This window comes from Microvirga sp. BF8 (genome assembly GCF_059888585.1).
The window spans coordinates 104,146-129,721 of sequence record NZ_CM187619.1 but is presented as its reverse complement, the minus strand read 5'-3'; the positions used below and the strand labels follow the sequence as shown (position 1 = coordinate 129,721).

Genomic DNA, 25,576 nt, shown 5'->3' with positions numbered 1-25,576 from the left:
CGCAAAATAATGCGGCCCGCCCCTTCTAGGCTCTGCTTGGCAACCTAAGCTATGATCCAGGGCGGTCCGGCTCGATCCGGACCGTCACGAAAAGACAGGCTCGCAATGAAGACCTGTCTGAAACGGATCATGGGAAGGAGACGAGGATGGCGCGCGTCACACTGGTCACGGGGGGTACCCGTGGCATCGGAGCCGCGGTCTCGCGGGCAATGAAGGCAGCCGGCTACACGGTCGTTGCGAATTATGGCGGCAACGATGAAGCGGCGAGCCATTTCAAAGCCGAAACCGGCATCCCCGTCTATAAGTTCGACGTGTCCGATCCCGCCGCCTGCGAGGCCGGAATCCGCACGATCGAGTCGGAATTCGGTCCGGTCGAAATCCTTGTCAACAATGCTGGCATCACCCGCGACGGCATGTTTCACCGCATGAGTTTCGACCAGTGGTCGGCGGTGATCCGCACCAATCTCGATTCCATGTTCACCTGCACGCGCCCGGTCATCGAAGGCATGCGCGAGCGCGGCTTCGGGCGCATCATCCTGATCTCCTCCATCAATGGGCAGAAGGGCCAGATGGGGCAGGCCAACTATTCCGCCGCCAAGGCCGGCGTTGTCGGCTTCGCCAAGGCGCTTGCCCTCGAGAATGCCAACAAGGGCATCACCGTCAATGTCATCGCGCCGGGTTACATCGCCACCGAAATGGTGAAGGCCGTGCCGGAAGACGTGCTGAAATCCAAGATCCTCCCGCTCATTCCCGTCGGCCGGCTCGGCGAGGCGGAGGAGATTGCCCGCAGCGTGCTCTTCCTCGCGGGCGACGAGGCCGGCTTCATCACCGGATCGACGCTCACGGTGAACGGCGGGCAGTACATGGCGTGATGAACGCTCGTTGACGGGGCCTGGGATCGAGAGGATCCCAGGCTTACAAATCGTAGAGTTCTCGCGCTCTGGCCAGATCGACAGGGCCGTCCTCAGGTATTTCGAGGAAATACCTGAGCTGCCAGCTCTGGGTTCTCAAGGCCTGGACGCTCGGGGGACGGTCCCAAGGCGGATAGACGCGCATGGCGCGCTTGCCTCCTTCGCCACCGATCGAGATGACGTCGCGCTCGTGCAGCACCGAACCGGGGAAAACAAACTGTCCCAAAAGCGGACCCTTGCGGCAGCTGACAACGAAGAAGTCGACGTGATCGGATGCGTCAAAAGGCTGGATCGGTCCGTTCCCGATCCGCTTCCAGAAGGTGACGAACTGCCCGACCTTCGTCGGCGTGATCCTGGAAACCCGAAACCTTAAGGCTTTCCCGTCCAGCTCGACGGCGCAAGCGCCGTATTCCGCGCTCTCCTTCTCCACTTGCGGCTTGGAGCATTCAAACCTGCTTGGCGCATAAACAAGCTTCAGGGCGATCAGGAAGTCCTGGTGAACCTTGTCATCGAAAATGCTCAAGAAGCCATCCTTCCTGCCAGTGGCCTGAGGGTTCCACCATCCTCGCGGCCAGGACCATCCTTTTATCAAAAGGTCCGGCTGGCGAACCTCGTCCGGCAGTCCCTCAATCTGGGCTTCGCGACGGCCGGGATGACGTGCTAGGTGGCGGGCATCATGACAACACGCACCGCCACTTCCATCGGCTTCATCGCCGTTGTGCTCTGGTCCCTCCTGGCCCTGCTGACAGCCGCGACCGGACGGATTCCGCCTTTCCAGCTCGCCGCAATGACCTTTCTCGTCGGCGGCCTCGTCGGGGTCACGACCTGGATCAGGCGTCCCGAGGGCCTGAAGGCCCTGCGCCAGAAGCCGGAGGTCTGGGCGCTCGGGCTCGGCGGGCTGTTCGGCTATCACGCGCTCTACTTTGCGGCCCTTCGGCTGGCGCCGCCGGCCGAGGCCGGGCTGCTGAACTATCTCTGGCCGCTCCTGATCGTGCTCTTCTCGTCGTTTCTCCCGGGCGAGCACCTGCGACGGGCGCATGTGGTCGGCGCCCTTCTCGGCTTCGCGGGGGTCGTGGTGCTCATCGCGGGCCGTGGGGCGCTCGACGCGCGGGCGGAATACGTGCCGGGATATATCTGCGCCGTCGTCGCCGCCTTCGTCTGGTCGGCCTACTCGGTCCTGTCCCGGCGCTTCGGCGAGGTGCCGACGGACGCGGTGGCGGGCTTCTGCCTCGTGACCGCGGCCTTGAGCCTCGTCTGCCACTGGCTCTTCGAAACCACGGTATGGCCCGAATCAACCTTGCAATGGCTTGCGCTCCTCGGCCTCGGGCTCGGGCCCGTCGGCGCAGCCTTCTATGTGTGGGACATCGGCATGAAGCGTGGCGACATCCGCCTCCTCGGCGTCGCCTCCTATGCGACGCCGGTTCTGTCCACGCTGCTTCTCGTCGTCGCTGGCTACGCCGAGGCGTCCCTCACGCTCGGCCTGTCCTGCGGATTGATCGTGCTCGGCGCCCTGGTGGCGACGCTCACGCCTAAGCGCCGCCCGGCATGACCCGGTGGGTATAGCGGTAGGCCCGTGAGAAATCGAGGGCGCGGTAGAGGGATACGGCGATCTCGTTCTCCTCGCGCACCTGCAGGTAGGCCGTATGCGCACCCTCGCGGCAGCCCCAGGCCATGAGGCTCGCCACCACCCTCCGCCCAAGGCCGATGCCACGCAGGTCCGGCGCGACAACGATGTCGTAGAGGCCCACATAGCCTCTCTCCACCACCCCAAGGCCCCAGGCGACGGGCCGCTCGTCGAGACTCAACGTCGCGAAGGCCGCCTTCTGGCGGATGCGGGACACGATCTGGATCAGGGTGGCGTCGTCCGCCTTGTCGCCGCCATAGGAATGCGCGGCCTCCCTCACCCAACGCTTCGAGACCTGGGGCTCGATCGCGACCTCGGGATCCGGCTCGCACTCTCCGGTCACGGGAGCGGTGAGCACGAAGGTCGGTTCGATCTCTGTGAAGCCGCGGTTCTTGAGAAGATCGTCGACGGAGGGATCCTGCAGACCGGTCAGGCGGAAGGTCGGACGCACGTTCGCGTCCAGGAAACGCAGGATCATGTAGTCGATCAGCGCATCGTCGAGGGATGCGCCCGGCATGAACGGCGTCACGGAATTGGCCCGCTTGCTGTAGCCGTTGGCCAGACGCAGGATCCAGCCCTCATAGGCCTGGTAGTCGAAGGCCGGCCAGGCATTCATGAGGCGGCTCTCAAGACCGAGAATCAGATCGTGATCGCTCATGGTTTCGAGCCCTTCCGTCCTCTTGACCGATGACAAGCGGCAAACGGATGTGAAGGATCCATCGCGGCCACCACCTCTCAGAACCTGTTCTTCCATTCGCGCAGGGCCTGGAACACCGCAGCGGGCGCCGCGCCTTCCTTCTGCACCGAGCGGGCAACGGCCGCTTCGCCGGCACGCAGAAACGGATTCGTCGCCTTCTCGGTGCTGATCGTCGAGGGGACGAGAAACCGCCCCTCGGCCTTGGCGGCCTCCGCCTCGGCCATCCGCTGCTTCAGGGCGGCGTTGTCGGGATCGGCGGCCAGCGCGAAGCGTCCATTCGAGAGCGTATAGTCGTGGCCGCTATAGACGCGGGTATCGTCGGGAAGGGCCGCGATGCGTTGAAGCGAGGCCCAGAGATCCGCGTACGAGCCTTCGAGCACACGCCCGCAGCCGAGGGTGAAGATGGTATCGCCGGCGAACAGAATCCGGTCCGCGGAAAACCAGTAGGAGACATGATCGTTGCAATGGCCCGGCGTTTCCCAGACATCGGCGCGCAGGTCGCCCACCTGCACGAAATCTCCCTCCCGCACCAGCATGTCCGCCTCCGGAATCACATCCTCATCCTTGAGCGGCGCGATCACCCGGCAGCCGAAGCGCTCCTTCAGGGGAGCGATGGCTGCCACATGGTCCCCATGCCGGTGGGTGACGAGAATGTCGGACAGCGACCAGCCTGTCTCCGAGAGCGCCTTCAGGATCGGTCCCTCCTCGGGTGCATCGATGGCGGCGCAGGCGCCCGTCTTGGGATCGTGGACGAGGGCGCCGATATTGTCTTCGCGGCAAAGGAAGGCGTGAATCTGAGCGGGCATGAAGAGACCTTGGCTTGATGCTTCACCGGTTATCATGGGACAGTCCGGGATGGAAACCAGACCCTGGCCGCGCAGGCGATCGGTTCATCGGGCGGAAAGACTGACGGACGGCGCATGAGCATCGACATCACGGATCTGCGCAGCTTCTATGCCAGTCCCCTCGGGGGCGTCACGCGCCGCTTCGTCGGACGGGCCGTCGGGCGCTTCTGGGGAAAGCTGACGGGCCTGCGCGTGCTCGGCCTCGGCTACGCCTCGCCCTATCTTGCGGCGGTCCGCGCCGATTGCGAGCGTGTGCTGGCCTTCATGCCGGCCAGCCAGGGAGTTGTGAACTGGCCGAGCACGGGGGCGTCCGCATCCGCCCTCGTCGATCCCCTGATGATGCCCCTGCCGGACGCCTCCATCGACCGGGTGCTTGTGGTCCACGCCCTGGAAACGGTGGAAAGCCCCACCGAACTGCTCCATGAAATCTGGCGGATCCTGACCCCGGGGGGACGGATCATCCTGGTGGCGCCGAACCGGCGCGGCCTCTGGGCCCGCATGGACACGACCCCCTTCGGCCATGGCCAGCCCTACAGCCGGTCCCAGCTCAGGGGGCTGATGCGTCAGACATGGTTCTCTCCCGAGGGTTGGGCCGAGACCCTTTACGTGCCGCCCCTGCGCAACCGCTTCCTCCTGAGCACGGCCCAGGCCTGGGAGCAGATCGGCATCGGATTTTCCTTGCCCTTTGCCGGCCTCCACATTGTCGAGGCCACCAAGCAGCTCTACCGGCCGGGGGCCGTTCGCGCAGTGCGGCGCGCGACCCGCCTTGCGCCGGTTTTCGTTCCCGCCCCCGCCTCCCGGGTGATGGAATTACCCTGATTCCAACCCTATCCAGGGACTTGGAACGCGCTCAACTTGACTTGAAGCCGCCAAATCGCCAGTGTCCGCCCGGTCCGGCGGGGACCGACGAGGTCGGCGCCGGTTTTTCATTTTTCATAGAGTCTGATGCGCAGTTATCTCGATTTCGAAAAGCCGGTCGCCGAGCTTGAAGCCAAAGTCGAAGAACTCAGGGCCCTCGGCGAGAACCGGGATGCCGTCTCGATTTCCGACGACATCAATCGCCTCGAGGCGAAGGCCGCCGACGCCCTGAAGGATCTCTATGCCAAGCTCACCCCCTGGCAGAAGACCCTGGTCGCCCGGCATCCCCAGCGACCGCATTTCATCGATTACTGCGCCAGCCTGATCACCGACTTCACCCCCCTCGCCGGAGACCGCAAGTTCGCGGAGGACGAGGCCATCGTCGGGGGCTTCGGGCGCTTCCGGGGCCAGTCCGTGTGCGTCCTCGGTCAGGAAAAAGGCTTCAACACGGAAACCCGCATCCGGCACAATTTCGGCATGGCCCGTCCCGAGGGCTATCGGAAGGCCGTGCGCCTGATGGAGATGGCGGACCGCTTCGGCCTGCCGGTCCTTTCCTTCGTGGACACGGCCGGCGCCTATCCCGGCATCGAGGCCGAGGAACGCGGGCAGGCCGAAGCCATCGCCCGGTCCACGGAAGCGCAGCTCGGCCTCGGGGTGCCGAACGTCTCCCTCGTCATCGGCGAGGGCGGCTCCGGCGGAGCCATCGCCATCGCGACGGCCAACAAGGTTCTCATGATGGAGCACGCGATCTACAGCGTGATCTCGCCGGAAGGCGCGGCTTCCATCCTCTGGCGCGATGCGGCGCGCGCCCAGGACGCGGCCACCAACATGAAGATCACCGCCCAGGATCTCCTGCGCCTTGGCGTCATCGACGGCATTGTCACCGAGCCGACGGGCGGCGCCCATCGCGATCCGCAGTCCGCCATCGCCGCGGCCGGCAGCGCCATCGAGGAGGCGCTCCAGGATCTCGGCAATATGGGCCCGGCGGAACTGCGCGACCATCGCGCCGAGAAGTTCCTCAACATCGGCCGCAAGCTCTGAAGCGTGACCATTAAGGGGAACTTCACCATAACTCCGTAACGCCGCCGCTTGCGGTAAGTGGGAGTTAAGGCTAACAATCTAAGGCTATCGGGGAACCGACCGGATCAGTCCGGGCGGATCAAAAAAATTGCGGGGTCCCCTATGATGAAGCGTATCGTATTGGCCGCGAGCCTGACGCTCGCGCTTGCCGCCTGTCAGGACAATGGCTTCTCCCGGAGCTCGACGCGCCACCTGACGCCGATCCCGGCCGCCACCATGGCGCTCATGTCCAGCAAAGGGATGACCAAGAACGATCCCATCCTGATCCGGGCCTTCAAGAAGGAATCGGAGATGGAGGTCTGGAAGCGCGGCACGGACGGCCGCTACGCGCTCCTCAAGACCTATCCGATCTGCCGCTGGTCGGGCCAGCTCGGCCCCAAGACCCGCGAGGGCGACCGGCAGGTGCCGGAGGGCTTCTACACGGTCACGCCGTCGCAGATGAACCCCAACTCCGCCTATTACCTGTCCTTCGATACCGGCTATCCCAACACTTTCGACCGGTCGCTGGGCCGCAATGGCGGCGACATCATGGTGCACGGCTCGTGCTCCTCGCGCGGCTGCTTCGCCATGACGGACGAGAGCATCGCCGAGATCTACGCGGTGGCACGCGAGGCTTTCGCCAGCGGCCAGCGGGGTTTCCAGTTCCAGGCCTATCCGTTCCGGATGACGGCCAAGAACCTGGCGCAGCACCGGCTCGATCCGAACATCGCGTTCTGGAAGAACCTCAAGGAAGGCTCGGATTATTTCGAGGTCACGAAGGAAGAGCCACGGATCGCCGTGGCCTCCGGACGCTATCAGTTCAACGCCTCCGGTGAAGCGGTGGCCGCCGCGCTTGCCGAGAAGCGCCAGAAGGACGAGCAGGAGGTCGCCGATCTCGTCGCCCGCGGCGAGAAGCCGGTGAAGCTCGTGTATCACGATGGTGACTCGCACGAGTCGTTCCGCACGGCGCTGGCCGGCGCGGTCGGCTCCGACGGTTCCCTCGTGGTGGACGCCCGCGACAGGTTCGGCGCGGTCAGCCGCCCCGAAGGCCTGTCCTCCGGACCGCAGCAGATCGCCCTCGACGAGACCGGCAAGGTTAAGCCCGAGCTGCCGTCGACGACGCTCGCCTTCGCCTCGATGAACCAGAGCCCGGCCCCGGCCAAGGCACCCGTGCCACTGCCGGAAACGAAAGTCGCGGCCGCGGCGCCCGCTCAACCTGTGGCCAAGACGGCCCCGGCAGGAACCGCGGAAGCGCCGTTCTACAAGAAGATGTTCAACGGCATCGGCGACCTTTTCAGCTCCTCGAGCGCGCAGCCCGCGGCCGAGACGGCCCAGGTCGCCCCGGCCACAGCTCCGGCCCGTCCGGCTCCGGGGACGAAGGCGGTGCCCCAGAAGAGGGCACAGGTCTCGGGCCCAGTCAGCGTGGCGGCAGCCGTGAACTAACGTCGTCCGCACCTTTTCCAGCCTTGGAAAGCCCGCCGATCCGGCGGGCTTTTTTCGTTGTCAGAGCGGGAGGAGAGCCTGGATCTGAGGCGCCTCCGACGGAAGATTCTCCGGATCCGGCACGATGGCTTCCATGGCTCGGGCGATCACGTCGAGGTCATGCCCGCCGATCGCGAGGAGCCCAAGGCGGAGTGGGTGGCCCCAGTTGGCCTTGCCCGCAGTCAGGTCGAGCCGGTCGAGGAGCGGCTTGATCGGCGCTTCTTGGGCTGGAAGCCACCGCACGTCCCGTCGGAACGGACGGAAGCCGCCCATATCGAAGGGGTAGGGCTCGCCCTCCTGCACGATCCCGATCGCGGTGAACGCCTGCAGCCGGTCCCCGCCGACGAGGTCGATGGTTGGAGAATAGTAGACGACCGCATCCCCGGGACGGATGCGGCGCAGGGGAGCGGCCTTGCCGTGGCAGACCTGCATGTAGCCCTCGGACCGGCCACGCCGGACATGGGCGGCGGATGCGATGGCGAGCCAGTTCTTCCGCATGGTCGACCCCTCAGGCGCCCGGCGCGAAGACGCGGAGGCGATGGCCATCCGGATCGAGCGCCGTGAAGGTGAAGCCGAAATCCATGGCGGCAGGCGGCTGAAGAATGGTCAGCCCGAGCCTGCTCCACCTCGCATGGGTTGTTCGCACCGCCGCCTCGTCTTCGACGGAAATGGCGATCTCGCCTCCCCCTGCGGGCGCCGTGACCACCGGCTCGACGGTCCGCCGCGACCACAGACCGAGCATCAGGCCTGGATTCACGGCAAACAGCGCGAAGGTGGGCGAGGCTTCGAGAGGTTCGAGGTTCAGAAGGTCGGCATAGAAGGCGGCGCTCTTTGCGGGGCTCTCGACATAAAGCAGGATGTAGGTCGGCTGTGACATCGGATGGTCTCCTCGGACGTGCGAGGCAACTTTAGAGATGCCTCCTGTCAGAAACTGGCAGCATGCCTTATTCGGCTCGGATCCCTTCAGCCTCCCGCCATTCCTTGAGGAGAACCTGTCGGCGGCGGGGATAGCGCTCCTCCCGCGGATCCAGAGCCACGATCCGGTCCGCCCGGAAATGCCGGAAATCCCGCCGAAGCTCGCACCAGGCGACAACAACGCGGACATGGTCGAAGAAGCCGAGGGCGAAGGGCCAGATCGTGCGTTTGGATTCCGCGCCGCCGGCGTCGCGATAGACGATATCGAGTCGCCGCTCGGTGCGGATGGCCTTCCGAATGAGGCTCAGGCCCGCATTGTCCACGGCGACCGGTTCGCCCGGGCCGACCAGAAGCGTCGAGGCATCGAGGTTCCCGCGCAGGTCCTCCGGCAGGACGGCCGCGATCTTGGCAAGCGCGTTGCGCGCAGCCAGCGCAAGGCGATCGTCGCCCCGGTCGCCGACCCATCGCGAACCCAGGACGAGAGCTTCGATCTCTTCCTCCGAGAACATGAGGGGCGGAAGCATGAAGCCGGGCCGCAGCACATAGCCCAGACCCGGCTCGCCTTCGATATGCGCCCCCTGCGCCTGCAGCGTGGCGATATCCCGGTAAAGTGTTCGAATGCTGATCCCCATCTCCTCGGCCAGCACCCGACCGCTCACCGGCCGCCGGTGGCGGCGGAGGATCTGGATCAGGTCGAGCAGGCGCTGGGAGCGGGACATGAGACGGCTTTGACTGCGAAGACGCTGCCAATTCCTGGCAGGAATTGATCGAGGCCGCCAGCGAGAGCGCGACCGCCCCAACAAAAAAGCCCGGCGCATGGCCGGGCTTTTTTGTGGTCGTCTCCACCTCGGGCTTAAGCCACGAACTGCCCGTGGCAATGCTTGAACTTCTTGCCCGAGCCGCAGGGGCAGGGCTCGTTGCGGCCGACGCGGCCCCAGGTCGCAGGATCGTTCGGATCGCGGCCATTCGTGGCGCCGTTGGAGGCCGCATAGCCCAGGGCCGGAGCGGCACCGAGGCCGCTATGGGCGAGATCGAACTCGTTCTCGCCGGTGGCGGGATCGAGATGCTGCGCGAACATGGGTGGCAGGCTTTCGGGCTCCGGCTGCTGGAACACCACCTGGATGCGCATGAGCTGGCCCGTGACCTGCTCGCGCAGATGGCCGACGAGGCTGTTGAAGAGCTCGAAGGCCTCGGACTTGTACTCATTGAGCGGATCGCGCTGGGCATAGCCGCGCCAGCCGATGACCTGGCGCAGGTGATCGAGGGTGACGAGGTGCTCGCGCCACAGATGATCGAGGCTCTGGAGGAGCACCTGCTTCTCCACGTAGTTCATCACCTCGGGCGTGTTTTCCTCGACACGCTTGCCATAGGACTCGTCGGCCGCCTTGCGGATGCGCTCGCGGATCTCGTCGTCTGCGATGCCTTCCTCCTTCGCCCAATCCTCGATCGGCAGATCGAGGTTGAGGAAGTTGGCGACGCTGCCTTTGAGGCCTGTGATGTCCCACTGTTCCGCATAGGCGTGCTCGGGAATGGCGCGAGCGACGATGTCCTCGATGACGCCGTTGCGCATGTCGTCGATGGTCTCGCGCACACTCTCTTCCGCCATGAACTCCTTGCGCTGCTCGAAGACGACTTTGCGCTGGTCGTTCATGACGTTGTCGTATTTCAGGATGTTCTTGCGGATGTCGAAGTTGCGCGCCTCGACCTTCGCCTGCGCCCGCTCGATGGCCTTGTTGATCCAGGGATGGATGATGGCCTCGCCTTCCTTCAGGCCGAGCTTCTGGAGCATGCCGTCCATCCGCTCGGAGCCGAAGATGCGCATCAGGTCGTCCTGAAGCGACAGGTAGAACTTCGACCGGCCGGGATCGCCCTGACGGCCCGAACGGCCGCGCAGCTGGTTGTCGATGCGTCGGGATTCATGGCGCTCGGTGCCGAGCACGTAGAGGCCGCCGGCGGCGAGCGCCTTGTCCTTGAAGGAGGTGATCTCCTCGAGGATCTCCTTCTCCTTCGCGGCCCGCTCCTCGCCCTCGAGCCCGACCAGCTCGCGTTCGAACCGCATTTTGGCGTTACCGCCGAGCTGGATATCCGTTCCGCGGCCCGCCATGTTGGTGGCGATGGTGATCGCGCCCGGCACACCGGCCTGGGCGACGATGAAGGCCTCCTGCTCGTGGAAGCGCGCGTTCAGCACCGCGAAATGCCTTGTCGCCTTGCCCTCGCGGGCCGCTTTGTAGAGTGGCTCCAGGGCATGCGGGTTCTCGAAGTCGATCAGGGTGAAGCCGTCCTTGATCAGAAGCTCGGCCAGATATTCCGATTTCTCGATGGAGGTGGTGCCGACCAGGATCGGCTGCCCGCGCGAGGATGCCGCCTCGATATCGCGGATGACGGCCTTGTAGCGCTCCTCCGCGGTCCGGTAGACCTCGTCGTCGTCGTCGATACGGGCGACGGGACGGTTCGTCGGGATCTCGACCACCTCGAGGTTGTAGATCTCGAGGAACTCGTCGGCCTCCGTCGCCGCCGTGCCGGTCATGCCGGCGAGCTTGTCGTAAAGGCGGAAATAGTTCTGGAACGTGATGGAGGCCAGCGTCTGGTTCTCAGGCTGGACCTGCACCCGCTCCTTGGCCTCGAGGGCCTGGTGCAGGCCTTCCGAATAGCGCCGGCCCTGCATCATGCGGCCGGTGAACTCGTCGATGATCACCACCTCGCCGTTGCGGACGATATAGTCCTTGTCGCGCTGGAACAGGGTATGGGCCCTGAGCGCCTGGTTCATGTGGTGGACCAGGGTGGCATTGTGGGCGTCGTAGAGATCGCCTTCGGTCAGGAGGCCCACCTCCCGCAGAAGATTTTCCATCTTCTCGGTGCCGGCCTCGGTCAGTGACACGGCGCGCTGCTTCTCGTCGAGATCGTAATCGCTCTTGTTGAGCCGCGGGATCACCTTGTCGACGGCGTTGTAGAGCTCGGACCGGTCGTCGAGGGGGCCGGAGATGATGAGCGGCGTACGGGCCTCGTCGATCAGGATCGAGTCGACCTCGTCGACGATCGCGAAGTTGTGTCCGCGCTGGACCATCTGCGACATCTCATATTTCATGTTGTCGCGCAGATAGTCGAAGCCGTATTCGTTGTTGGTGCCGTAGGTGATGTCCGCGGCATAGGCCTGGGCGCGCTCGACATCGTCGAGCCCATGGACAATGACGCCGACGGTCAGGCCGAGGAACCGGTAGATCTGGCCCATCCACTCGGCGTCGCGACGGGCGAGGTAGTCGTTCACCGTGACCACGTGAACGCCCTTGCTCGCGAGGGCGTTGAGATAGACCGGAAGAGTTGCGACCAGGGTCTTGCCTTCGCCCGTCCGCATCTCGGAAATGGAGCCTTCATGAAGAACCATGCCGCCGATGAGCTGCACGTCGAAATGGCGTTGGCCGAGGGTGCGCTTGGCAGCCTCGCGGACGGTTGCGAAAGCCGGAATGAGAAGGTCGTCCAGAGCCTTGCCGGCGGCGAGCTGGGCTCTGAATTCCTCGGTTTTCGCCCGCAGCTGATCGTCGGAGAGGGCCTCGAACTCGGGCTCCAGCGCGTTGATGGCCGCCACCTTAGGCCGGTAGGACTTCAGCCGGCGATCGTTGACCGAACCAAAGATTTTCTTCGCGAGTGTTCCGAACATCGAGGGCCTTCGAGCTTCTGGGATTCTGGAGAAACGTTAATTTGAGCGGCGTTATAGACTTAATTATGCAGGAGCGCATCTAAAAGACTGCGCCAAGAGGGCACATGTCCCCGGCGCGCGTCCTGAGGCTCCGGCAGTCTGCGAGGCGTGTGCCATAGATAGGGTATTACTTGCAAACCGCAATGAACTCGGTCATCGCTCGACGCCATTGTGGGCGATTCCCAGGAGAGGATCAGACATGTCAGTTTCATCATCGCTTCGCGGGAGCCTTCTTGCTCTCGGCGTCGCCCTTCCCCTGTCGGCGGGCCTCGCCCTTGCCCAGGGGGCAGCTCCAGCCGCCCCGGCAGCGGGCGCCCAGCAGGCCAGCAAGGTCGTCGCACGGGTCAACGGCGTGGACATTACGGAAGCGGATCTGGCGGTGGCGGCGGCGGACCCGGCTCTGCAATTGCCGAACATCCCCGAGGATCAGAAGCGCGAACTCCTGACCAGCTATCTCGTCGACCTGAAGCTCGGCGCCAAGGCAGCCGAGGCCGCCAAGGTCGGGGACAACCCGGATTTCGCCCGCAAGCTCGCCTATACCAAGGATAAGACCCTCCTCGACGAGTATCTCGACCAGGAGTCCCGCAAGGCGGTGACGCCGGAGGCGGCGAAGAAGCTCTATGACGAGACCGCCAAGACCATGACTCCTGAGCAGGAGGTCCATGCCCGCCATATCCTCGTGGAGAATGAGGAGGACGCCAAGAAGGCGGCGGCGCGGGTGAAGGGTGGCGAGGATTTCGCCAAGGTCGCCAACGAGCTGTCCAAGGATCCGGGCTCGAAGTCGGACGGGGGCGATCTCGGCTTCTTCACCAAGGATCGCATGGTCGAGCCTTTCGCGGAGGCCGCCTTCAAGCTTGAGCCCGGCCAAGTCTCGGACCCGGTCAAGTCCCAGTTCGGCTGGCACGTGATCAAAGTCGAGGAAAAGCGCAACAAGCCGGTCCCGTCCTTCGAGGAGATGAAGGATCAGGTCAACGCCTATCTGGAGCGCAAGGCCCAGCAGGACCTGATCGTCGGTCTGCGCAAGAACGCCAAGATCGAGCGCCTCGACGACAAGGGCAATCTGGTCGAGCAGAAGAAGCCGTAAGGCTCGAAGGAATCGAGGCAACAGGGGCGGCCGAAAGGCCGCCCTTTTCCGTTGCGCCCACCATTCCGGGACAGCCCGCGGGCCGGGCCTGGAACCCGTGACCACCGGCGTTTCGGATCGAAGAGCGACGATGGCCGCTGCGCCCCCTCATGAAGCTCGGCGGCGACAGGTTTCACGCCGCGCGGCTCAGGCCGGAGGCGGCATGGCCATCGGGGGGATGGAGCTCTGGCCCGCGGCGCCGAACCTTCATCGCCTTTCGCGGGCTTGCCACTGGGGATGGCATCGGCAGCAAGGCTGCGATGTCAAAGGCTCCGATGTTACTTGTTCGTCCGTCCGAGCTTCTTCGGATCGACTCCGCCCTCACGGGTGGTGTCGTTCTCCACATCGCCCTCGAAGGTCGATTCACCTTCGATCCGGCGCGGGTCCTCGCCGGTCATGAAGGCGCCCTTGGAGGAACCGATGCCGGGATCGGCGCGCTCATCGACGCGGTTGCGTTCACTGGCGATCGTCTTCGGATGCTTGCTGCGGGTCATCGGAAACTCTCCTGGCTTGCGGGCTCAACGACGGGACGGGTGGTCCGTTCCTCCTGCCGCGGTTCCCGATCAAGGTGCCCCGACGAAACGCGGGCTTGACAAAAAGCCTTGGAAAGCCACAGGTCGCCGGTCTCTCAGGCCTTTTTTCTCGACCTTCTACGGGTTCCTCCATGTCCAAGACCGTCTCGCCGCTGGCGCCCAAATCCTACCCGACGCTTCCGGCCATCGAAGGCGTCAGGATCGCGACGGCGGAGGCCGGTATCCGATACAAGAACCGGACGGATGTGCTCTATGTGGCCCTGGACAAGGAGACGACGGTCGGAGGCGTCTTCACCCGTTCCAAATGCCCCTCGGCCCCGGTCGATTGGTGCCGCAAGAATCTCGACAAGGGGGTCGCCCGGGCGCTGGTGGTCAATTCCGGCAATGCGAATGCCTTCACCGGCAAGAAGGGCGCCGAGGCGGTGAAGCTTACGGCCGACATTGCCGCCAAGGCTGCGGGCTGCCGTGCCTCGCAGGTCTTCATCGCCTCGACCGGCGTGATCGGCGAGCCTCTCGACGCCGGCAAGTTCTCGGGCGTCCTGGAGAAATGCGAGCAGAAGGCGGCCCCGAAGGCCTGGATCGACGCCGCCAAGGCGATCATGACCACGGACACCTTTCCGAAGGTCGCCACGCGCATGGCCACCATCGGCGGTGTCGAGGTCACCATCAACGGCATCGCCAAGGGGGCCGGCATGATCGCTCCCGACATGGCGACCATGCTGTCCTTCATCTTCACGGATGCGCCGCTCGCCGCGCCGGTGCTGCAGGCCCTGCTCAAGAAGGGCGCCGACAAGAGCTTCAACTGCGTAACGGTGGACAGCGATACGTCGACCTCGGACACGCTGCTGTTCTTCGCCACAGGAGCGGCGGCGAGACGTGGCGCCCCGTCCATCTCCCTGCCGAGCGACCGCCGCCTGAAGGATTTCCGCCAGGCGCTGGAGAGCCTTCTCGGCGACCTCGCCCAGCAGGTGGCGCGGGACGGGGAAGGCGCGCGCAAGTTCGTCACCGTGAGGGTAACAGGGGCGACAGGAGCACAGTCCGCGAAGCGGATCGCCATGGCGATCGCCAATTCGCCGCTGGTGAAGACCGCCGTCGCCGGCGAGGACGCCAATTGGGGCCGCGTGGTGATGGCGGTCGGCAAAGCCGGTGAACCGGCGGAGCGCGACAAGCTCGCGATCTGGTTCGGCGATATCCGCGTCGCCTTCAAGGGCGCCCGCGACCCGGCCTACGACGAAGCCAGGACCACCGCCTACATGAAGGGCGACGAGATCACGATCCGGGTCGATCTCGGCCTCGGACGCGGGGAGGCCACGGCCTGGACCTGCGACCTCACCAAGGCCTATGTGGAAATCAACGGCGACTATCGGAGCTGACGATTCCGGTTCTTACGGGATGACGTCCACTTTGCGTGTCACGGTAATCCTCATCGGATTGCCGTACTGATCCGTGCCGATCAGCGTATAGGCGAATTCATCCGGCCCCTTATAGCCCGGTTTCGCGACATAGAAGGGCATCAGGCCCCGCACCCCGGCGGCACCGACTTTCGGCTTCCGCGTGATCCTGGCTTCGGTGATCGCGCCGGTAATTCCGGAAAGGCCAAAACCGCACCCTTTGCCGGCGCGAACGGTCAGGGTCGATTCGAGATCCGCCGTATGCGAGTTGAACATCAGCGGCGGCACGACACAATCCGGCCCCTCCGCGAAGGCTGGAACTGGGACGACCCACAGGGCGAGCACAAGCGGGATCGATCTTCTCACCAGTGTCTCCTCAGGCTGCGGCGGCAGGATTTCATTGGCGGACACGTTACGGTATGACCTTCACGGACACTTCAACGGGCCACGTCCGCTCATTGCCCCAACGGTCGCGCCCGGCCCAGGCCCACGTGAAACGATCCGCGCCCGTAAAGCCTGCCTTGGCAACATAGACGACCGTCGTTCCCTGCACCGAGACGGAGCCTACGGCGGACTTCGTGAGAATGCGCGCGTCTGAAATGGCAGCGAGCGAGGTGCCCAGGGTGATCCTGCACGGATTCCCGGCTCGCACGGTCATTTCAGCCTCTGCCGTTTGCCCCATGACAGTCCTGAATGTCGGGACGTTGCAGTTCTTGGGCTGCGCCTCCACGCTCGTCGCACCGAACAGGAGCCCGCTGAGAGCGAGGGCGGGGAGGATACGCATTGCCGTCATCTCGGAACCTTCGATACTGAGTTACGTTTCACAAGGCCGTCGCAACTGTCAAGCTTGAAACCGTTCGCGCCGGATCGAAAAACCGGTTATGACAGCCGCCGCAACCAGCCTGCGGACCTCGTGTGCCACCTCTCAAGCTCACCCTCGTCGTCGCCGTCGCCCTCGTGGACACGGACAACCGCATCCTTCTGGCGCAGCGGCCGGAGGGGAAGCAGCTGGCGGGCCTGTGGGAATTTCCCGGAGGCAAGGTGGAGCCCGGAGAGAGGCCCGAAGAGACCCTGATTCGCGAGCTGCGCGAGGAACTCGGCATCACGGTCAAGGAAGCCTGCCTCGCGCCCCTCACTTTCGCGAGCCACGCCTATGAGAGCTTCCACCTGCTGATGCCGCTCTATATCTGCCGCCGCTGGGAGGGTTTCGTCCAATCGCTCGAAGGTCAGGCCCTGAAATGGGTGAAGCCGCAGGAGCTGCGCGCCTACCCGATGCCGCCGGCCGACGAGCCTCTGATTCCCTTCCTCATCGACATCGTCGGCGCCTGAGGCTCGCCATGTCGAACCAGGCGGCGGCTGTCGCGCCCGTTCCCACCGTCGGCCAGGGCTTTCTCGTCACCCATCTCCTCGCCTGCTCCATCCTGTGGGCGAGCGGCTTCCTGTTCATCAAGGTCAGCGGCGACATCAATCCCTTCGTGATCGCCGCCACGCGCGGACTCCTGGGTGCGTCATCCCTCGCCCTCTGGTTCGCGATCCAGGGCAGGAGCCTGGTGCCCCACCGCAGCGAGTTGGGACCGTGGCTCATTCTCGGGGCATTCAACGGCTGGGTGCCGAATGTGCTCGTATCCTATGCGCTGACCCAGGTCGCCACGGCCTCCGCCGCCATGGTGCAGGCGTCGGGCCCGCTCATCGTCGCCGTGATGGCGCATATGCTCTTCCCGGAGGAACGGCTGACGCGGCTGCGGTTCCTGGGGGTGCTCGTGGGCTTCGTCGGAATGGGCATCCTCATCGGTCCCGCCGCGTTCCCCGAGAGCGGAATCAGCGCGACGGGTTCGCTTGCCATGGTCGCGGTCACCCTGAGCTATGCGGTCGCCAATCTCTATGTGAGGACGATCAAGCAGGCGGATCCTTCACGGCTGGCCCTCGGACAGCAGATCTGCTCGGGGATTCCCGCGACGATCCTGGCCCTGGCGCTTTTCGGACCCGCCTCGTTCGCAGCCGTACCGTCCCATTGGGCGCCACTGATCGCTCTGGGAGTGGCGGCGACGGCTGTGCCCATGCTCCTGTTCATGCGCATGATCCGCCGCGCGGGTCCCACCCGCGCCTCCATGGTGGGCTATCTGCTGCCGGTCTGGACGGCGATCCTCGCCGTTCTCTTCCTGGGCGAGCATATCGGCGGCCGCGAGATCCTTGGCGGCGCGGTGGTGCTCTCCGGCGTCGCGCTCGTCACCTTCAGCGGACGCGTCCGGCGCTAGGCCATCCCTATCGATCAGGCGGTTTTCGGACCGTACCGATTCCGGGCAGGGCCATCGTCTGCTGCGGAAAACCAGGTTTTCCTGCGCTGACGCGAGACGCCCGGATCGCTCAGCTTTCGAATTCCTCGATGGCGTCGACGCGGCTCGGGTAGAAGGCGAGGTAGCCGGCGATCTCCTTCACCGCCGGATACGGTTCCTCATAGGACCAGACGGCGTTCGGCCGAACCAATCCGCCCGCCGTGACGGTGAAGTAGGAGGCCTCGCCCTTGTACGGGCAATAGGTCGAATGGCTCGTCGCTTCGAGCAGATCCAGCTCAGCGTCCTTGCGGGGGATGTAATGGACGGGGTCGAGGCTGGCTTCCCGGAGCGTGAGCGCCTCGGTGGTCTCGGCAACGATGAACCCGCCAAGCACGACCCGGATCCGGTGCGGGTTCCGGGTGATCGTGATCGGATGATCGGGGCCGGGGGTCATCATGAGGTCTCTTCTCCGGAAGCAATGCTGAGAAGATAGGGCACCGCGTCCCGGGCCCCAAGAGATGGCGCGGCGGAAGGATTCCTATGGCTCCATTCCTATGGCATCACCTGCCGGCCTCGTCTCCGGCGGAGCGTTCCTTCACCCCGAGCGCATCGGCGAGGCGCATCTTGGCCGAGCCCGGACGGAGCGGCTTCTGCTGGCTCTCGTGAGGCGCCCAGCCAAAGAGCCAGACGATTTCGAAGGTCGCCGGGAGGCGCCCGTCCGGATCGGAAAAACGCTCCGCGTAGATCGCCGCCGCCCGCACGAGGGTGGCGCGGCGCAGGGGTGTTTTCCGCCGATGGACGAGGGCGTTGGTCAGCCCCATCTGCCGCAGGTCCCGCATGAGCGCGAAAGGATCGCCGTAGCGCACCCTCAGGATTTCCGAATCCGCCACCGGCAGGGCGAAGCCTGCCCGCTGGAGGAGCCCGCCGAGATCGCGCACATCGGCGAAGGGGGCAATGCGGGGGCTCGCCCCGCCTTCGAGTTCCGCTTCGGCCTGGGTGAAGGCCTGCCGGAGTTCGGTCAGGGTCGCGCCGCCGAGAAGCGCGCCGATGAACAATCCGTCCGGCTTGAGCGCCTGGCGGATCTGGACGAGCGCGCCGGGAAGATCGTTGACGCTCTGGAGCGACAGGAGCGAGATGGCAAGATCGAAGCGGCTGCCGGTGACCGGAAGGCTCTCCTCGTCTCCCGTGACGGCGCCAGGCTCCGGAACGGGCGCCACGCGCAGGATCGTCTCCGAACGGCTGGTCCGCCGCAGGAGGTCGGCGACGGCGCGCGTCGGCGTGCCCACATCGAGCGCAAGGGTGAAGGGCCGCAGGATCGGCGCCAGCCGCTCGTCGAGATCCTCGACAATGCGGGAGAGCAGGAAATCCGCGTATCCCGAGCGCAGCGCCCTTTCGAGGCGGCGGCGGACGAGGGTGCGGTCGAAGACGAGAGGTGCTGCCATGGAACGCTGGATATGGCCTGAGACGGGACCGGAGCCAAGGGCCAAATGATCCCCCTCCGGGCGGAGAGATGCGCCCAGGGCCCCCGCACTGCTACGTTGATCGCATGACGGAAGCCGGAGATCACGCCGCGGTCCGGGCGAGCGCGTGGCGCCGAAGCATGGGCCATGTGGCCCAAATTCTGCTCGGTCTGCTCTACCCGCCCACCTGCATCGCCTGCGGGGCGGCGACCGGTGCCGCTCACGCCCTCTGCGCGACCTGCTGGTCCGGGATCGGCTTCATCGCCCGGCCCTATTGCGAGCGGCTCGGGACGCCCTTCGCCGTCGATCTCGGTCAGCCTCTGCTTTCGCCCGCCGCCCTCGCGGATCCCCCGGTCTTCGCCCGCGCCCGCGCCGTCGCCCGCTATGACGGGACCGCAAGCGCCCTGGTTCACCGCCTCAAATACGGCGACCGGCCGGAACTGGCCCGTTCTCTCGGCCTCATGATGACGCGGGCCGGCGCGGAACTCCTGAGGGATGCGGACGTGATCGTCCCCGTGCCTCTCCATCGCTGGCGCCTGTGGCAGCGGCGCTTCAACCAGGCCATGGCTCTATCGGCGGTCATATCCCGGACAAGCGACGTGCCATGCGATCCCTTCCTGCTCGCCCGCGTGAAGCGGACACGTCAGCAGGTCGGGCTGACGAAGGCGCAGAGGCGGGACAACCTGCAGGGCGCGTTCCGCGTCCCCCAGGAGGCCAAGGCGCGGCTCCAGGGCCGGCGCGTCCTCCTGGTCGACGACGTGCTCACCACCGGCGCCACCGCGAATGCCGCCTCCCGGGCACTCCTGCGCGGCGGGGCCGAGGCCGTCGACGTGCTCGCCTTCGCACGGGTCGTGACGGACGCATGAAGGCCACCTATATGCTGGGCTCCCAAAAGGCTCGATTGAATGGAGAAAGGCCTCTCATGCCCCCGATCACGATCTACACCAAGGGCTGGTGCCCCTATTGCGCGGCCGCGAAGAAACTCCTCGACGACAAAGGCGCCGCCTTTACGGAAGTCGATATCGAGGCCAAGCCCGACAGGCGCGCGGAAATGATCCAGAAGGCCGGCGGCCGCACCACCGTTCCGCAGATCTTCATCGGCGAACGCCATGTGGGCGGCTGCGACGACCTTTATGCGCTGGACGACAAGGGCCACCTTGAGGCTCTATTGCGAGCCTGACGGAGCATAGACCCGATGACCGCCACCCGCTTCAAAGCCGCCTGCGTCCAGATGCGTTCCGGGCGCGACGTCCTCGCCAATCGTGACGCCGCCGTCGCCCTCGTGCGGGAGGCGGCCGACATGGGCGCCGATTTCGTCCAGACGCCGGAGATGACCTCCCTCGTCGAGCGCGAGCGGGCGGCCCTGTTCGGCAAGGTCGGGCCGCAGGATCGGGACCCGGTGCTCGCCGCCCTGCGGGACGTTGCCCGCGAGCGGGGCATCACGATCCAGATTGGCTCCATCGCGGTGAGTGACGGCGACAAGGTCGCCAACCGCGCCTTCCTGATCGCTTCGGACGGTGCCATTGCCGCTTCGTACGACAAGGTGCATCTCTTCGACGTGGACCTGCCGAACGGCGAAAGCTGGCGGGAATCGGCGACCTATACCGGGGGCGACAAGGCCGTGCTCGCTGACACGCCCTGGGGCCGTCTCGGCATGACGATCTGCTACGACGTGCGCTTCGCGGCCCTCTACCGGGCGCTCGCCGACGCCGGGGCCAACTTCCTGTCCGCTCCGGCCTGCTTCACGAAGCAGACGGGCGAGGCCCATTGGCATGTGCTGCACCGGGCCCGCGCCATCGAGACCGGCTCGTTCATGATCTCGGCGGCCCAGGGCGGCCTGCACGAGGACGGCCGCGAGACTTTCGGCCATTCCCTCATCGTCGATCCCTGGGGCCGGATACTGGCGGAAGCGGGCGCGGAACCCGGGGTGATCCTCGCAGAGATCGACACCGCCCTGGTGGCTGATGCGCGGAGCCGGATCCCGACGCTCAGGAATGCCCGCCCCTTCAACGTCGAGGTCGTTGCAGCCATGCCGGAGAAACGGGCGGTCACTGCCTGAGCCCCTCGCTCGCACCCCTGCGCGCGCCCTTGCGCCCTTGGACGAAAGATGCTCAATCCCCATCTGGAAGGTCATGATCAAGTATGCTTTGGCCTGTGAGCAGGCCCACGAATTCGAAAGCTGGTTCCCTTCGAGCGAGGCGTACGAAACGCAGCGCAAGCGCGGCTTCGTGACGTGCCCCTTCTGCAATTCCAGCAAGGTCGAGAAGCAGATCATGGCCCCGTCCGTCAGCCGGACGGACAAGAGTCCCGCCCCGGCCGAGACTGAGCCTCAGGCGGTCGCCATGATCTCCGAGAAGGAGAAGCAGATCCGCGCCATGATCCGCGCAGTGCGCGAGCATGTGATGCAGAATTCCGAGAATGTCGGGAAGGATTTTGCTGACGAGGCCCGCAAGATCCATTACGGCGAGGCCGAACAGCGCTCCATCTATGGCGAGGCCCAACCGGCCGAAGCGCAGGCGCTCCTGGAGGAAGGTATCGACGTGATGCCTCTCCCCATCGTTCCCGACGACCGGAACTAAGGAACGGAGACGATCTTCCCCAAGGGTCTGGCGCACTGGCGGCCATGCAGAGGGACGGCTCGCCTTGGGGCGGGCACGCTCCATCTCAGCCAGACCGCCCCGATGTCGGGAACATCCTTTGAGCGTCTTCTTCACCAGCGACACCCATTTCGGCGACCCGAGGGTGCTGCGCATCGACAAGCGCCCGTTCAGGACGATTCCCGAGCACGACGAGACCCTGATCGCCCGGTGGAACGAGGTGGTCTCGCCGCGGGACGAGGTCTGGCACCTGGGCGACTTCGCGCTTCATGTCACCGAAGACCGGATCGAAGAGCTGCTTTCCTGCCTGCACGGCCGCAAGCACCTGATCGTTGGAAACAATGACGGGCCCGGTACAGTTTCCGCCGGGGGATGGGCCAGCGTTCAGGCCTATGCGGAGATCGAATGCGATGGCGCTTTCCTCGTGCTCTGCCACTATGCCTTTCGCACCTGGAAGAACATGGGCCGCGGCTGGATCGACCTGCACGGCCACTCCCACGGCAGGCTGAAGCACCAGACGCGCCAATTCGATGTCGGCGTGGATGTCTGGGATTACCGCCCGGTGACGCTCGAACGGATCCTGGACTCCTCGCGCATTCGTCATCGCAAACCGACACCGTGAGGGTTTCTTCCACGATCGGCTCACTTTAGGACCCAGATGGAAGGAGACATGGATGGACCGAGGGCAGGACAAGTCAGGGCCCCGGGCCGGGAAACGGCCCATCTCTTTGATGCGAAGGTTCTTCGACAGCGAGGCCTCGGGCGGAATCCTGCTGATGGGTGTCACGGTCGCGGCCCTCGCCATCGCCAATTCACCGCTCGCGGAGGCCTATTTCGGCATCCTCAAGACCTATGTCCTTGGCCTGAGCATCCAGCACTGGATCAACGATGCCCTGATGGCCGTGTTCTTCCTGCTCGTGGGACTCGAGATCAAGCGCGAGTTCCTCGACGGACAGCTTTCCACCTGGCCGCGCCGCGCATTGCCGGGAATTGCCGCGTTCGGCGGCATGATTGTGCCGGCCCTGGTCTACATCGCGATCACCTGGCAGGATCCAGGTCTACGGGCGGGCTGGGCCATTCCCGCCGCCACAGACATCGCTTTCGCCCTCGGGGTCCTGACGATCCTGGGAAGCCGCGTCCCCGCATCCCTGAAGATCTTTCTGACCGCCCTCGCCATCCTCGACGACCTCGGGGCCATCGTCATCATCGCGCTCTTCTATACGAGCGACCTCGCGTTGCCGATGCTGGGGCTAGCCGGGCTCTGCCTCGTCGCGCTCATCGTCCTCAACCGCCTCGGCGCGGCGAGCCTTCTGCCCTACCTGGCGATCGGTGCGCTGCTCTGGTTCTTCGTGCTGAAATCCGGCATCCATGCCACCCTCGCGGGCGTCGCGCTGGCCATGACGATCCCCCTTCAAGCGCACCCGAAGAAGACCCGGGCCGAGGATTCGCCGCTTCATCGTCTGGAGCATGCGCTCCAGCCCTGGGTCGCCTATGGCATCATCCCCGTTTTCGGTTTCGCGAATGCGGGTCTGTCCTTTGCCGGCCTCTCTCTCTCCTCGCTTCTCGCTCCCCTCCCACTCGGCGTGGCACTCGGCCTGTTCCTCGGCAAGCAGATCGGCGTCTATGGATCCCTGTGGGCCGCCGTGCGCCTCGGGCTCGCCGACATGCCGGCCGGAGCATCCCGGCTGCAGGCCTATGGCGTCGCGCTCCTGTGCGGGATCGGGTTCACCATGAGCCTCTTCATCGATGCCCTGGCCTTCGCCGATCGAGAGGACCTGGTCGATTCCGCCAAGATCGGGGTGCTTGCCGGATCCTTTCTCTCTGCGCTCTGCGGTTTCCTGGTTCTGCGCTTCGCGAAGCGCGCCGCGCCTCAACCCCGTGCGGCGAGGAGCATGTAGTTGACGGCCGTGTCGCGGGAGAGCGACCATGTTCCGGCCAGCGGATTGTAGGCGACGCCGGTCAGGTCGTTCACGGTGAACCCGGCCGAAGCGAGGGCCGCGCTCAGTTCGTCGGGCGTGACGAACCTGTCCCATTCGTGGGTGCCCCTGGGCAGCCAGCCGAGAATGTATTCGGCCCCGACGATGGCCAGCGCGAAGGAGCGGAGGGTGCGGTTGAGGGTCGCCATGACGAGGGCGCCGCCGGGCTTCACCGCCGTGCCGCAGGCGTTCACGAAGGCCTGCACATCGGAGACATGCTCCACCACCTCCATGGCCAGGACCATGTCGAAGGTCTCGCCGCGGGCGACGACCGCCTCGACCGTCTCGCCGCGGTAATCGACAGCGAGGCCCGCCCGCTCCGCATGGAGCCTGGCGACGGAAATGTTGGTGGGTGCAGGATCGAGCCCGGTCACCCGGGCGCCCAGGCGGGCCAGGGGCTCCGAGAGCACGCCGCCGCCGCAGCCTACGTCGAGGATGGTCAGCCCCTCGAGGGACCGGGCCGAGCGCGGATCCCGCCCGAACCGGCGGCAGGCCTCGTCCCGGATATAGGCCAGGCGGACGGGATTGAACCGGTGCAGGACCTTCATCGGCCCCTTGGGATCCCACCAGGTATCGGCGATCTTCTCGAAACGGGCGACCTCGGCCGGGTCGATGGTGGTGCTGGTGCCGTCGGCCATGAGTCGAACTCCTGCGTTCCCTGCCCCTCGGGCTCGGGTCTCCCCCATCCTCCGCTACGCCCCGGTCCCCCGCGCCGCAAGGGGAGAATAGTCAAACGCCGCGTTGACAGCGCGCTACCCCACAGTCATGTAAGGGCGCCTTCCGCCCCCTGGCGAGGAGGCGCCTCCGTCCTCCTGCCCGGCCCAGCATCCCATGCCTCGTCTCGTGATGAAGTTCGGCGGTACGTCCGTCGCCAATGTTGAACGCATCCGCAATGTGGCGCGGCACGTCAAACGTGAGGTCGAGGCCGGCTACGACGTGGCGGTGGTGGTCTCCGCCATGTCGGGCAAGACCAACGAACTCGTCGGCTGGGTCAAGGACGCCTCCGCCCTCTACGATTCCAAGGAATACGACGTGGTCGTCGCTTCCGGCGAACAGGTCACCTCGGGCCTCCTGGCCCTGGCCCTGCAGGAAATGGGCCTCAAGGCCCGCTCCTGGCAGGGCTGGCAGATTCCGATCATGACCTCCGAAGCCCACGGCTCGGCGCGAATCGCCGCCATCGACGGCACCGGCATTCTCCAGGGCTTCACGAAGGACCGGGAGGTGGCCGTGGTTTCCGGCTTCCAGGGCATCCACCAGCCGACCCAGCGCGTCACGACCCTCGGGCGGGGCGGGTCCGACACGAGCGCCGTGGCGCTCGCCGCGGCGATCCAGGCGGAGCGCTGCGACATCTATACCGACGTGGACGGCGTCTACACCACCGATCCCCGGATCGTGTCCAAGGCCCGGCGCCTCGACAAGGTGTCCTACGAGGAAATGCTTGAAATGGCTTCCCTCGGAGCCAAGGTCCTTCAGGTCCGCTCGGTCGAACTCGCCATGATGCACCGGGTCCCGACCTATGTGCGCTCCAGTTTCGACGATCCCGCCGCGCCCCAGCTCGGCACCCTCATCTGCGACGAGGAAGATATTATGGAACAGCAGGTTGTCACGGGCATCGCCTATTCACGTGACGAGGCTCAGATCACGCTGCGGAATGTCGCGGACAAGCCGGGCATCGCCGCCTCGATCTTCGTGCCCCTGGCCGACGCCAATATCAACGTGGACATGATCATCCAGGTCGTGTCGGACGACACCACGACCACCGACATCACCTTCACGGTCCCCGCGGCCGACTACGAGCGGGCCTGCGCGGTCCTGAACCAGCACAAGGACGAGATCGCCTTCCGGGATCTCCAGGGCGCGACCGACGTGGTGAAGGTCTCGGCCATCGGGGTCGGCATGCGCAGCCATGCGGGCGTGGCCGCCAGGGCCTTCAAGGCTCTGGCCGAAAAGGGCATCAACATCCGGGCGATCACCACCTCGGAAATCAAGTTCTCGGTTCTCATCGACTCGGCCTATACGGAGCTTGCGGTGCGCACGCTCCACTCGCTATACGGCCTTGATCAAGCCTGATTGACGGCCAGTCCATGAGGCTGCGACACTCTTCATAAGAAAGCCGGCGGCCCTCCCGTCGGCCAACC

General features: G+C 65.4%; 29 protein-coding genes. 16 read left to right on the top strand and 13 right to left on the bottom strand.

Features of this window, described 5'->3' with window-relative positions; all coding sequences use genetic code 11:
* Positions 1-146: 146 nt before the first annotated feature.
* Positions 147-872: an acetoacetyl-CoA reductase gene (gene phbB, locus AC522E_RS00585; RefSeq protein ID WP_500748482.1), complete on the top strand. Its 726-nt coding sequence runs from the start codon at positions 147-149 to the stop codon at positions 870-872.
* A 43-nt stretch (positions 873-915) separates the two neighbouring features.
* Here phbB and AC522E_RS00580 read toward each other — a convergent pair whose 3' ends face one another.
* Positions 916-1,434, bottom strand: coding sequence for a MepB family protein (locus AC522E_RS00580; RefSeq protein WP_500748481.1), 519 nt, complete (start codon positions 1,432-1,434; stop codon positions 916-918).
* 153 nt (positions 1,435-1,587) lie between these two features.
* On the opposite strand from AC522E_RS00580, the gene yddG reads away from it, so the two are divergent.
* Positions 1,588-2,460 carry an aromatic amino acid exporter YddG gene (gene yddG, locus AC522E_RS00575; protein WP_500748480.1) on the top strand — a complete coding sequence of 291 codons (873 nt, stop codon included), beginning with the start codon at positions 1,588-1,590 and terminating at the stop codon, positions 2,458-2,460.
* On the opposite strand, the gene AC522E_RS00570 is transcribed toward yddG, so the two are convergent.
* Both AC522E_RS00570 and gloB read right to left on the bottom strand, forming a co-directional pair.
* On the bottom strand, positions 2,441-3,193 hold the full coding sequence (locus AC522E_RS00570) for a GNAT family N-acetyltransferase (RefSeq protein WP_500748479.1): 753 nt from the start codon (positions 3,191-3,193) through the stop codon (positions 2,441-2,443). The two genes, yddG and AC522E_RS00570, sit on opposite strands and share 20 nt — an antisense overlap.
* A 77-nt stretch (positions 3,194-3,270) precedes the next feature.
* Positions 3,271-4,038, bottom strand: a complete 768-nt coding sequence (gloB, locus tag AC522E_RS00565) for a hydroxyacylglutathione hydrolase (RefSeq protein ID WP_500748478.1) — start codon at positions 4,036-4,038, stop codon at positions 3,271-3,273.
* Between the two features lie 114 nt (positions 4,039-4,152).
* On the opposite strand from gloB, the gene AC522E_RS00560 reads away from it, so the two are divergent.
* The 3 genes from AC522E_RS00560 to AC522E_RS00550 all read left to right on the top strand — a co-directional run bounded on the left by AC522E_RS00560 (position 4,153) and on the right by AC522E_RS00550 (position 7,437).
* Complete coding sequence (locus tag AC522E_RS00560; RefSeq protein WP_500748477.1) at positions 4,153-4,896, top strand: methyltransferase domain-containing protein; 744 nt, start codon at positions 4,153-4,155, stop codon at positions 4,894-4,896.
* Positions 4,897-5,022: 126 nt separating this feature from the next.
* Positions 5,023-5,976 carry an acetyl-CoA carboxylase carboxyltransferase subunit alpha gene (locus AC522E_RS00555; protein ID WP_500748476.1) on the top strand — a complete coding sequence of 318 codons (954 nt, stop codon included), beginning with the start codon at positions 5,023-5,025 and terminating at the stop codon, positions 5,974-5,976.
* A gap of 141 nt (positions 5,977-6,117) precedes the next feature.
* Positions 6,118-7,437 (top strand): L,D-transpeptidase family protein, encoded by a 1,320-nt coding sequence (locus tag AC522E_RS00550; protein ID WP_500748475.1) that lies wholly within the window; start codon positions 6,118-6,120, stop codon positions 7,435-7,437.
* A gap of 60 nt (positions 7,438-7,497) precedes the next feature.
* Here AC522E_RS00550 and AC522E_RS00545 read toward each other — a convergent pair whose 3' ends face one another.
* From AC522E_RS00545 to secA, 4 genes are all read right to left on the bottom strand, one after another.
* Positions 7,498-7,974: an EVE domain-containing protein gene (locus AC522E_RS00545; protein ID WP_500748474.1), complete on the bottom strand. Its 477-nt coding sequence runs from the start codon at positions 7,972-7,974 to the stop codon at positions 7,498-7,500.
* 10 nt (positions 7,975-7,984) lie between these two features.
* Positions 7,985-8,353: a VOC family protein gene (locus tag AC522E_RS00540; protein WP_500748473.1), complete on the bottom strand. Its 369-nt coding sequence runs from the start codon at positions 8,351-8,353 to the stop codon at positions 7,985-7,987.
* Between the two features lie 67 nt (positions 8,354-8,420).
* The gene (locus tag AC522E_RS00535) at positions 8,421-9,110 is read right to left on the bottom strand and encodes a helix-turn-helix transcriptional regulator (RefSeq protein ID WP_500748472.1); all 690 of its coding nucleotides are present in this window, start codon (positions 9,108-9,110) and stop codon (positions 8,421-8,423) included.
* 134 nt (positions 9,111-9,244) lie between these two features.
* Positions 9,245-12,046 (bottom strand): preprotein translocase subunit SecA, encoded by a 2,802-nt coding sequence (secA, locus tag AC522E_RS00530; protein ID WP_500748471.1) that lies wholly within the window; start codon positions 12,044-12,046, stop codon positions 9,245-9,247.
* Positions 12,047-12,284: 238 nt separating this feature from the next.
* Here secA and AC522E_RS00525 point away from each other — a divergent pair, with 238 nt between their 5' ends.
* Positions 12,285-13,169, top strand: a complete 885-nt coding sequence (locus tag AC522E_RS00525; protein ID WP_500748470.1) for a peptidylprolyl isomerase — start codon at positions 12,285-12,287, stop codon at positions 13,167-13,169.
* A gap of 317 nt (positions 13,170-13,486) precedes the next feature.
* Here AC522E_RS00525 and AC522E_RS00520 read toward each other — a convergent pair whose 3' ends face one another.
* Positions 13,487-13,702: a hypothetical protein gene (locus tag AC522E_RS00520; protein WP_500748469.1), complete on the bottom strand. Its 216-nt coding sequence runs from the start codon at positions 13,700-13,702 to the stop codon at positions 13,487-13,489.
* A 170-nt stretch (positions 13,703-13,872) separates the two neighbouring features.
* Between AC522E_RS00520 and argJ the strand changes: the two genes are divergently transcribed.
* Complete coding sequence (gene argJ, locus AC522E_RS00515; RefSeq protein ID WP_500748468.1) at positions 13,873-15,114, top strand: bifunctional glutamate N-acetyltransferase/amino-acid acetyltransferase ArgJ; 1,242 nt, start codon at positions 13,873-13,875, stop codon at positions 15,112-15,114.
* A gap of 12 nt (positions 15,115-15,126) precedes the next feature.
* On the opposite strand, the gene AC522E_RS00510 is transcribed toward argJ, so the two are convergent.
* Together AC522E_RS00510 and AC522E_RS00505 are read right to left on the bottom strand one after the other, a co-directional pair.
* Positions 15,127-15,498 carry a hypothetical protein gene (locus AC522E_RS00510; protein WP_500748467.1) on the bottom strand — a complete coding sequence of 124 codons (372 nt, stop codon included), beginning with the start codon at positions 15,496-15,498 and terminating at the stop codon, positions 15,127-15,129.
* A gap of 46 nt (positions 15,499-15,544) precedes the next feature.
* Positions 15,545-15,925, bottom strand: a complete 381-nt coding sequence (locus AC522E_RS00505) for a hypothetical protein (RefSeq protein ID WP_500748466.1) — start codon at positions 15,923-15,925, stop codon at positions 15,545-15,547.
* Positions 15,926-16,047: 122 nt separating this feature from the next.
* On the opposite strand from AC522E_RS00505, the gene mutT reads away from it, so the two are divergent.
* On the top strand, positions 16,048-16,461 hold the full coding sequence (gene mutT / locus AC522E_RS00500; protein ID WP_500748465.1) for an 8-oxo-dGTP diphosphatase MutT: 414 nt from the start codon (positions 16,048-16,050) through the stop codon (positions 16,459-16,461).
* A gap of 8 nt (positions 16,462-16,469) precedes the next feature.
* On the top strand, positions 16,470-17,387 hold the full coding sequence (locus AC522E_RS00495; protein ID WP_500748464.1) for a DMT family transporter: 918 nt from the start codon (positions 16,470-16,472) through the stop codon (positions 17,385-17,387).
* A gap of 109 nt (positions 17,388-17,496) precedes the next feature.
* Here the strand turns inward: AC522E_RS00495 and AC522E_RS00490 are convergent, their stop codons facing one another.
* On the bottom strand, positions 17,497-17,862 hold the full coding sequence (locus AC522E_RS00490) for a DUF427 domain-containing protein (protein WP_500748463.1): 366 nt from the start codon (positions 17,860-17,862) through the stop codon (positions 17,497-17,499).
* Positions 17,863-17,965: 103 nt separating this feature from the next.
* Complete coding sequence (locus AC522E_RS00485) at positions 17,966-18,847, bottom strand: methyltransferase domain-containing protein (RefSeq protein ID WP_500748462.1); 882 nt, start codon at positions 18,845-18,847, stop codon at positions 17,966-17,968.
* Between the two features lie 158 nt (positions 18,848-19,005).
* On the opposite strand from AC522E_RS00485, the gene AC522E_RS00480 reads away from it, so the two are divergent.
* From AC522E_RS00480 to nhaA, 6 genes are all read left to right on the top strand, one after another.
* Entirely contained in the window at positions 19,006-19,731 is a 726-nt protein-coding gene (locus AC522E_RS00480; protein ID WP_500750812.1) for a ComF family protein, read from the top strand.
* 56 nt (positions 19,732-19,787) lie between these two features.
* Positions 19,788-20,045: a glutaredoxin 3 gene (gene grxC / locus AC522E_RS00475; RefSeq protein ID WP_500748461.1), complete on the top strand. Its 258-nt coding sequence runs from the start codon at positions 19,788-19,790 to the stop codon at positions 20,043-20,045.
* A 15-nt stretch (positions 20,046-20,060) separates the two neighbouring features.
* Positions 20,061-20,924 carry a carbon-nitrogen hydrolase family protein gene (locus AC522E_RS00470; protein WP_500748460.1) on the top strand — a complete coding sequence of 288 codons (864 nt, stop codon included), beginning with the start codon at positions 20,061-20,063 and terminating at the stop codon, positions 20,922-20,924.
* Between the two features lie 73 nt (positions 20,925-20,997).
* On the top strand, positions 20,998-21,444 hold the full coding sequence (locus AC522E_RS00465) for a DUF1178 family protein (protein ID WP_500748459.1): 447 nt from the start codon (positions 20,998-21,000) through the stop codon (positions 21,442-21,444).
* 118 nt (positions 21,445-21,562) lie between these two features.
* Positions 21,563-22,084 carry a metallophosphoesterase family protein gene (locus AC522E_RS00460; protein ID WP_500748458.1) on the top strand — a complete coding sequence of 174 codons (522 nt, stop codon included), beginning with the start codon at positions 21,563-21,565 and terminating at the stop codon, positions 22,082-22,084.
* A 109-nt stretch (positions 22,085-22,193) separates the two neighbouring features.
* Positions 22,194-23,360: a Na+/H+ antiporter NhaA gene (gene nhaA, locus AC522E_RS00455; RefSeq protein ID WP_500748457.1), complete on the top strand. Its 1,167-nt coding sequence runs from the start codon at positions 22,194-22,196 to the stop codon at positions 23,358-23,360.
* On the opposite strand, the gene ubiG is transcribed toward nhaA, so the two are convergent.
* Positions 23,333-24,076, bottom strand: a complete 744-nt coding sequence (gene ubiG, locus AC522E_RS00450; protein ID WP_500748456.1) for a bifunctional 2-polyprenyl-6-hydroxyphenol methylase/3-demethylubiquinol 3-O-methyltransferase UbiG — start codon at positions 24,074-24,076, stop codon at positions 23,333-23,335. The two genes, nhaA and ubiG, sit on opposite strands and share 28 nt — an antisense overlap.
* Before the next feature lie 193 nt (positions 24,077-24,269).
* Here ubiG and AC522E_RS00445 point away from each other — a divergent pair, with 193 nt between their 5' ends.
* Complete coding sequence (locus AC522E_RS00445; RefSeq protein WP_500748455.1) at positions 24,270-25,508, top strand: aspartate kinase; 1,239 nt, start codon at positions 24,270-24,272, stop codon at positions 25,506-25,508.
* Positions 25,509-25,576: the final 68 nt, after the last annotated feature.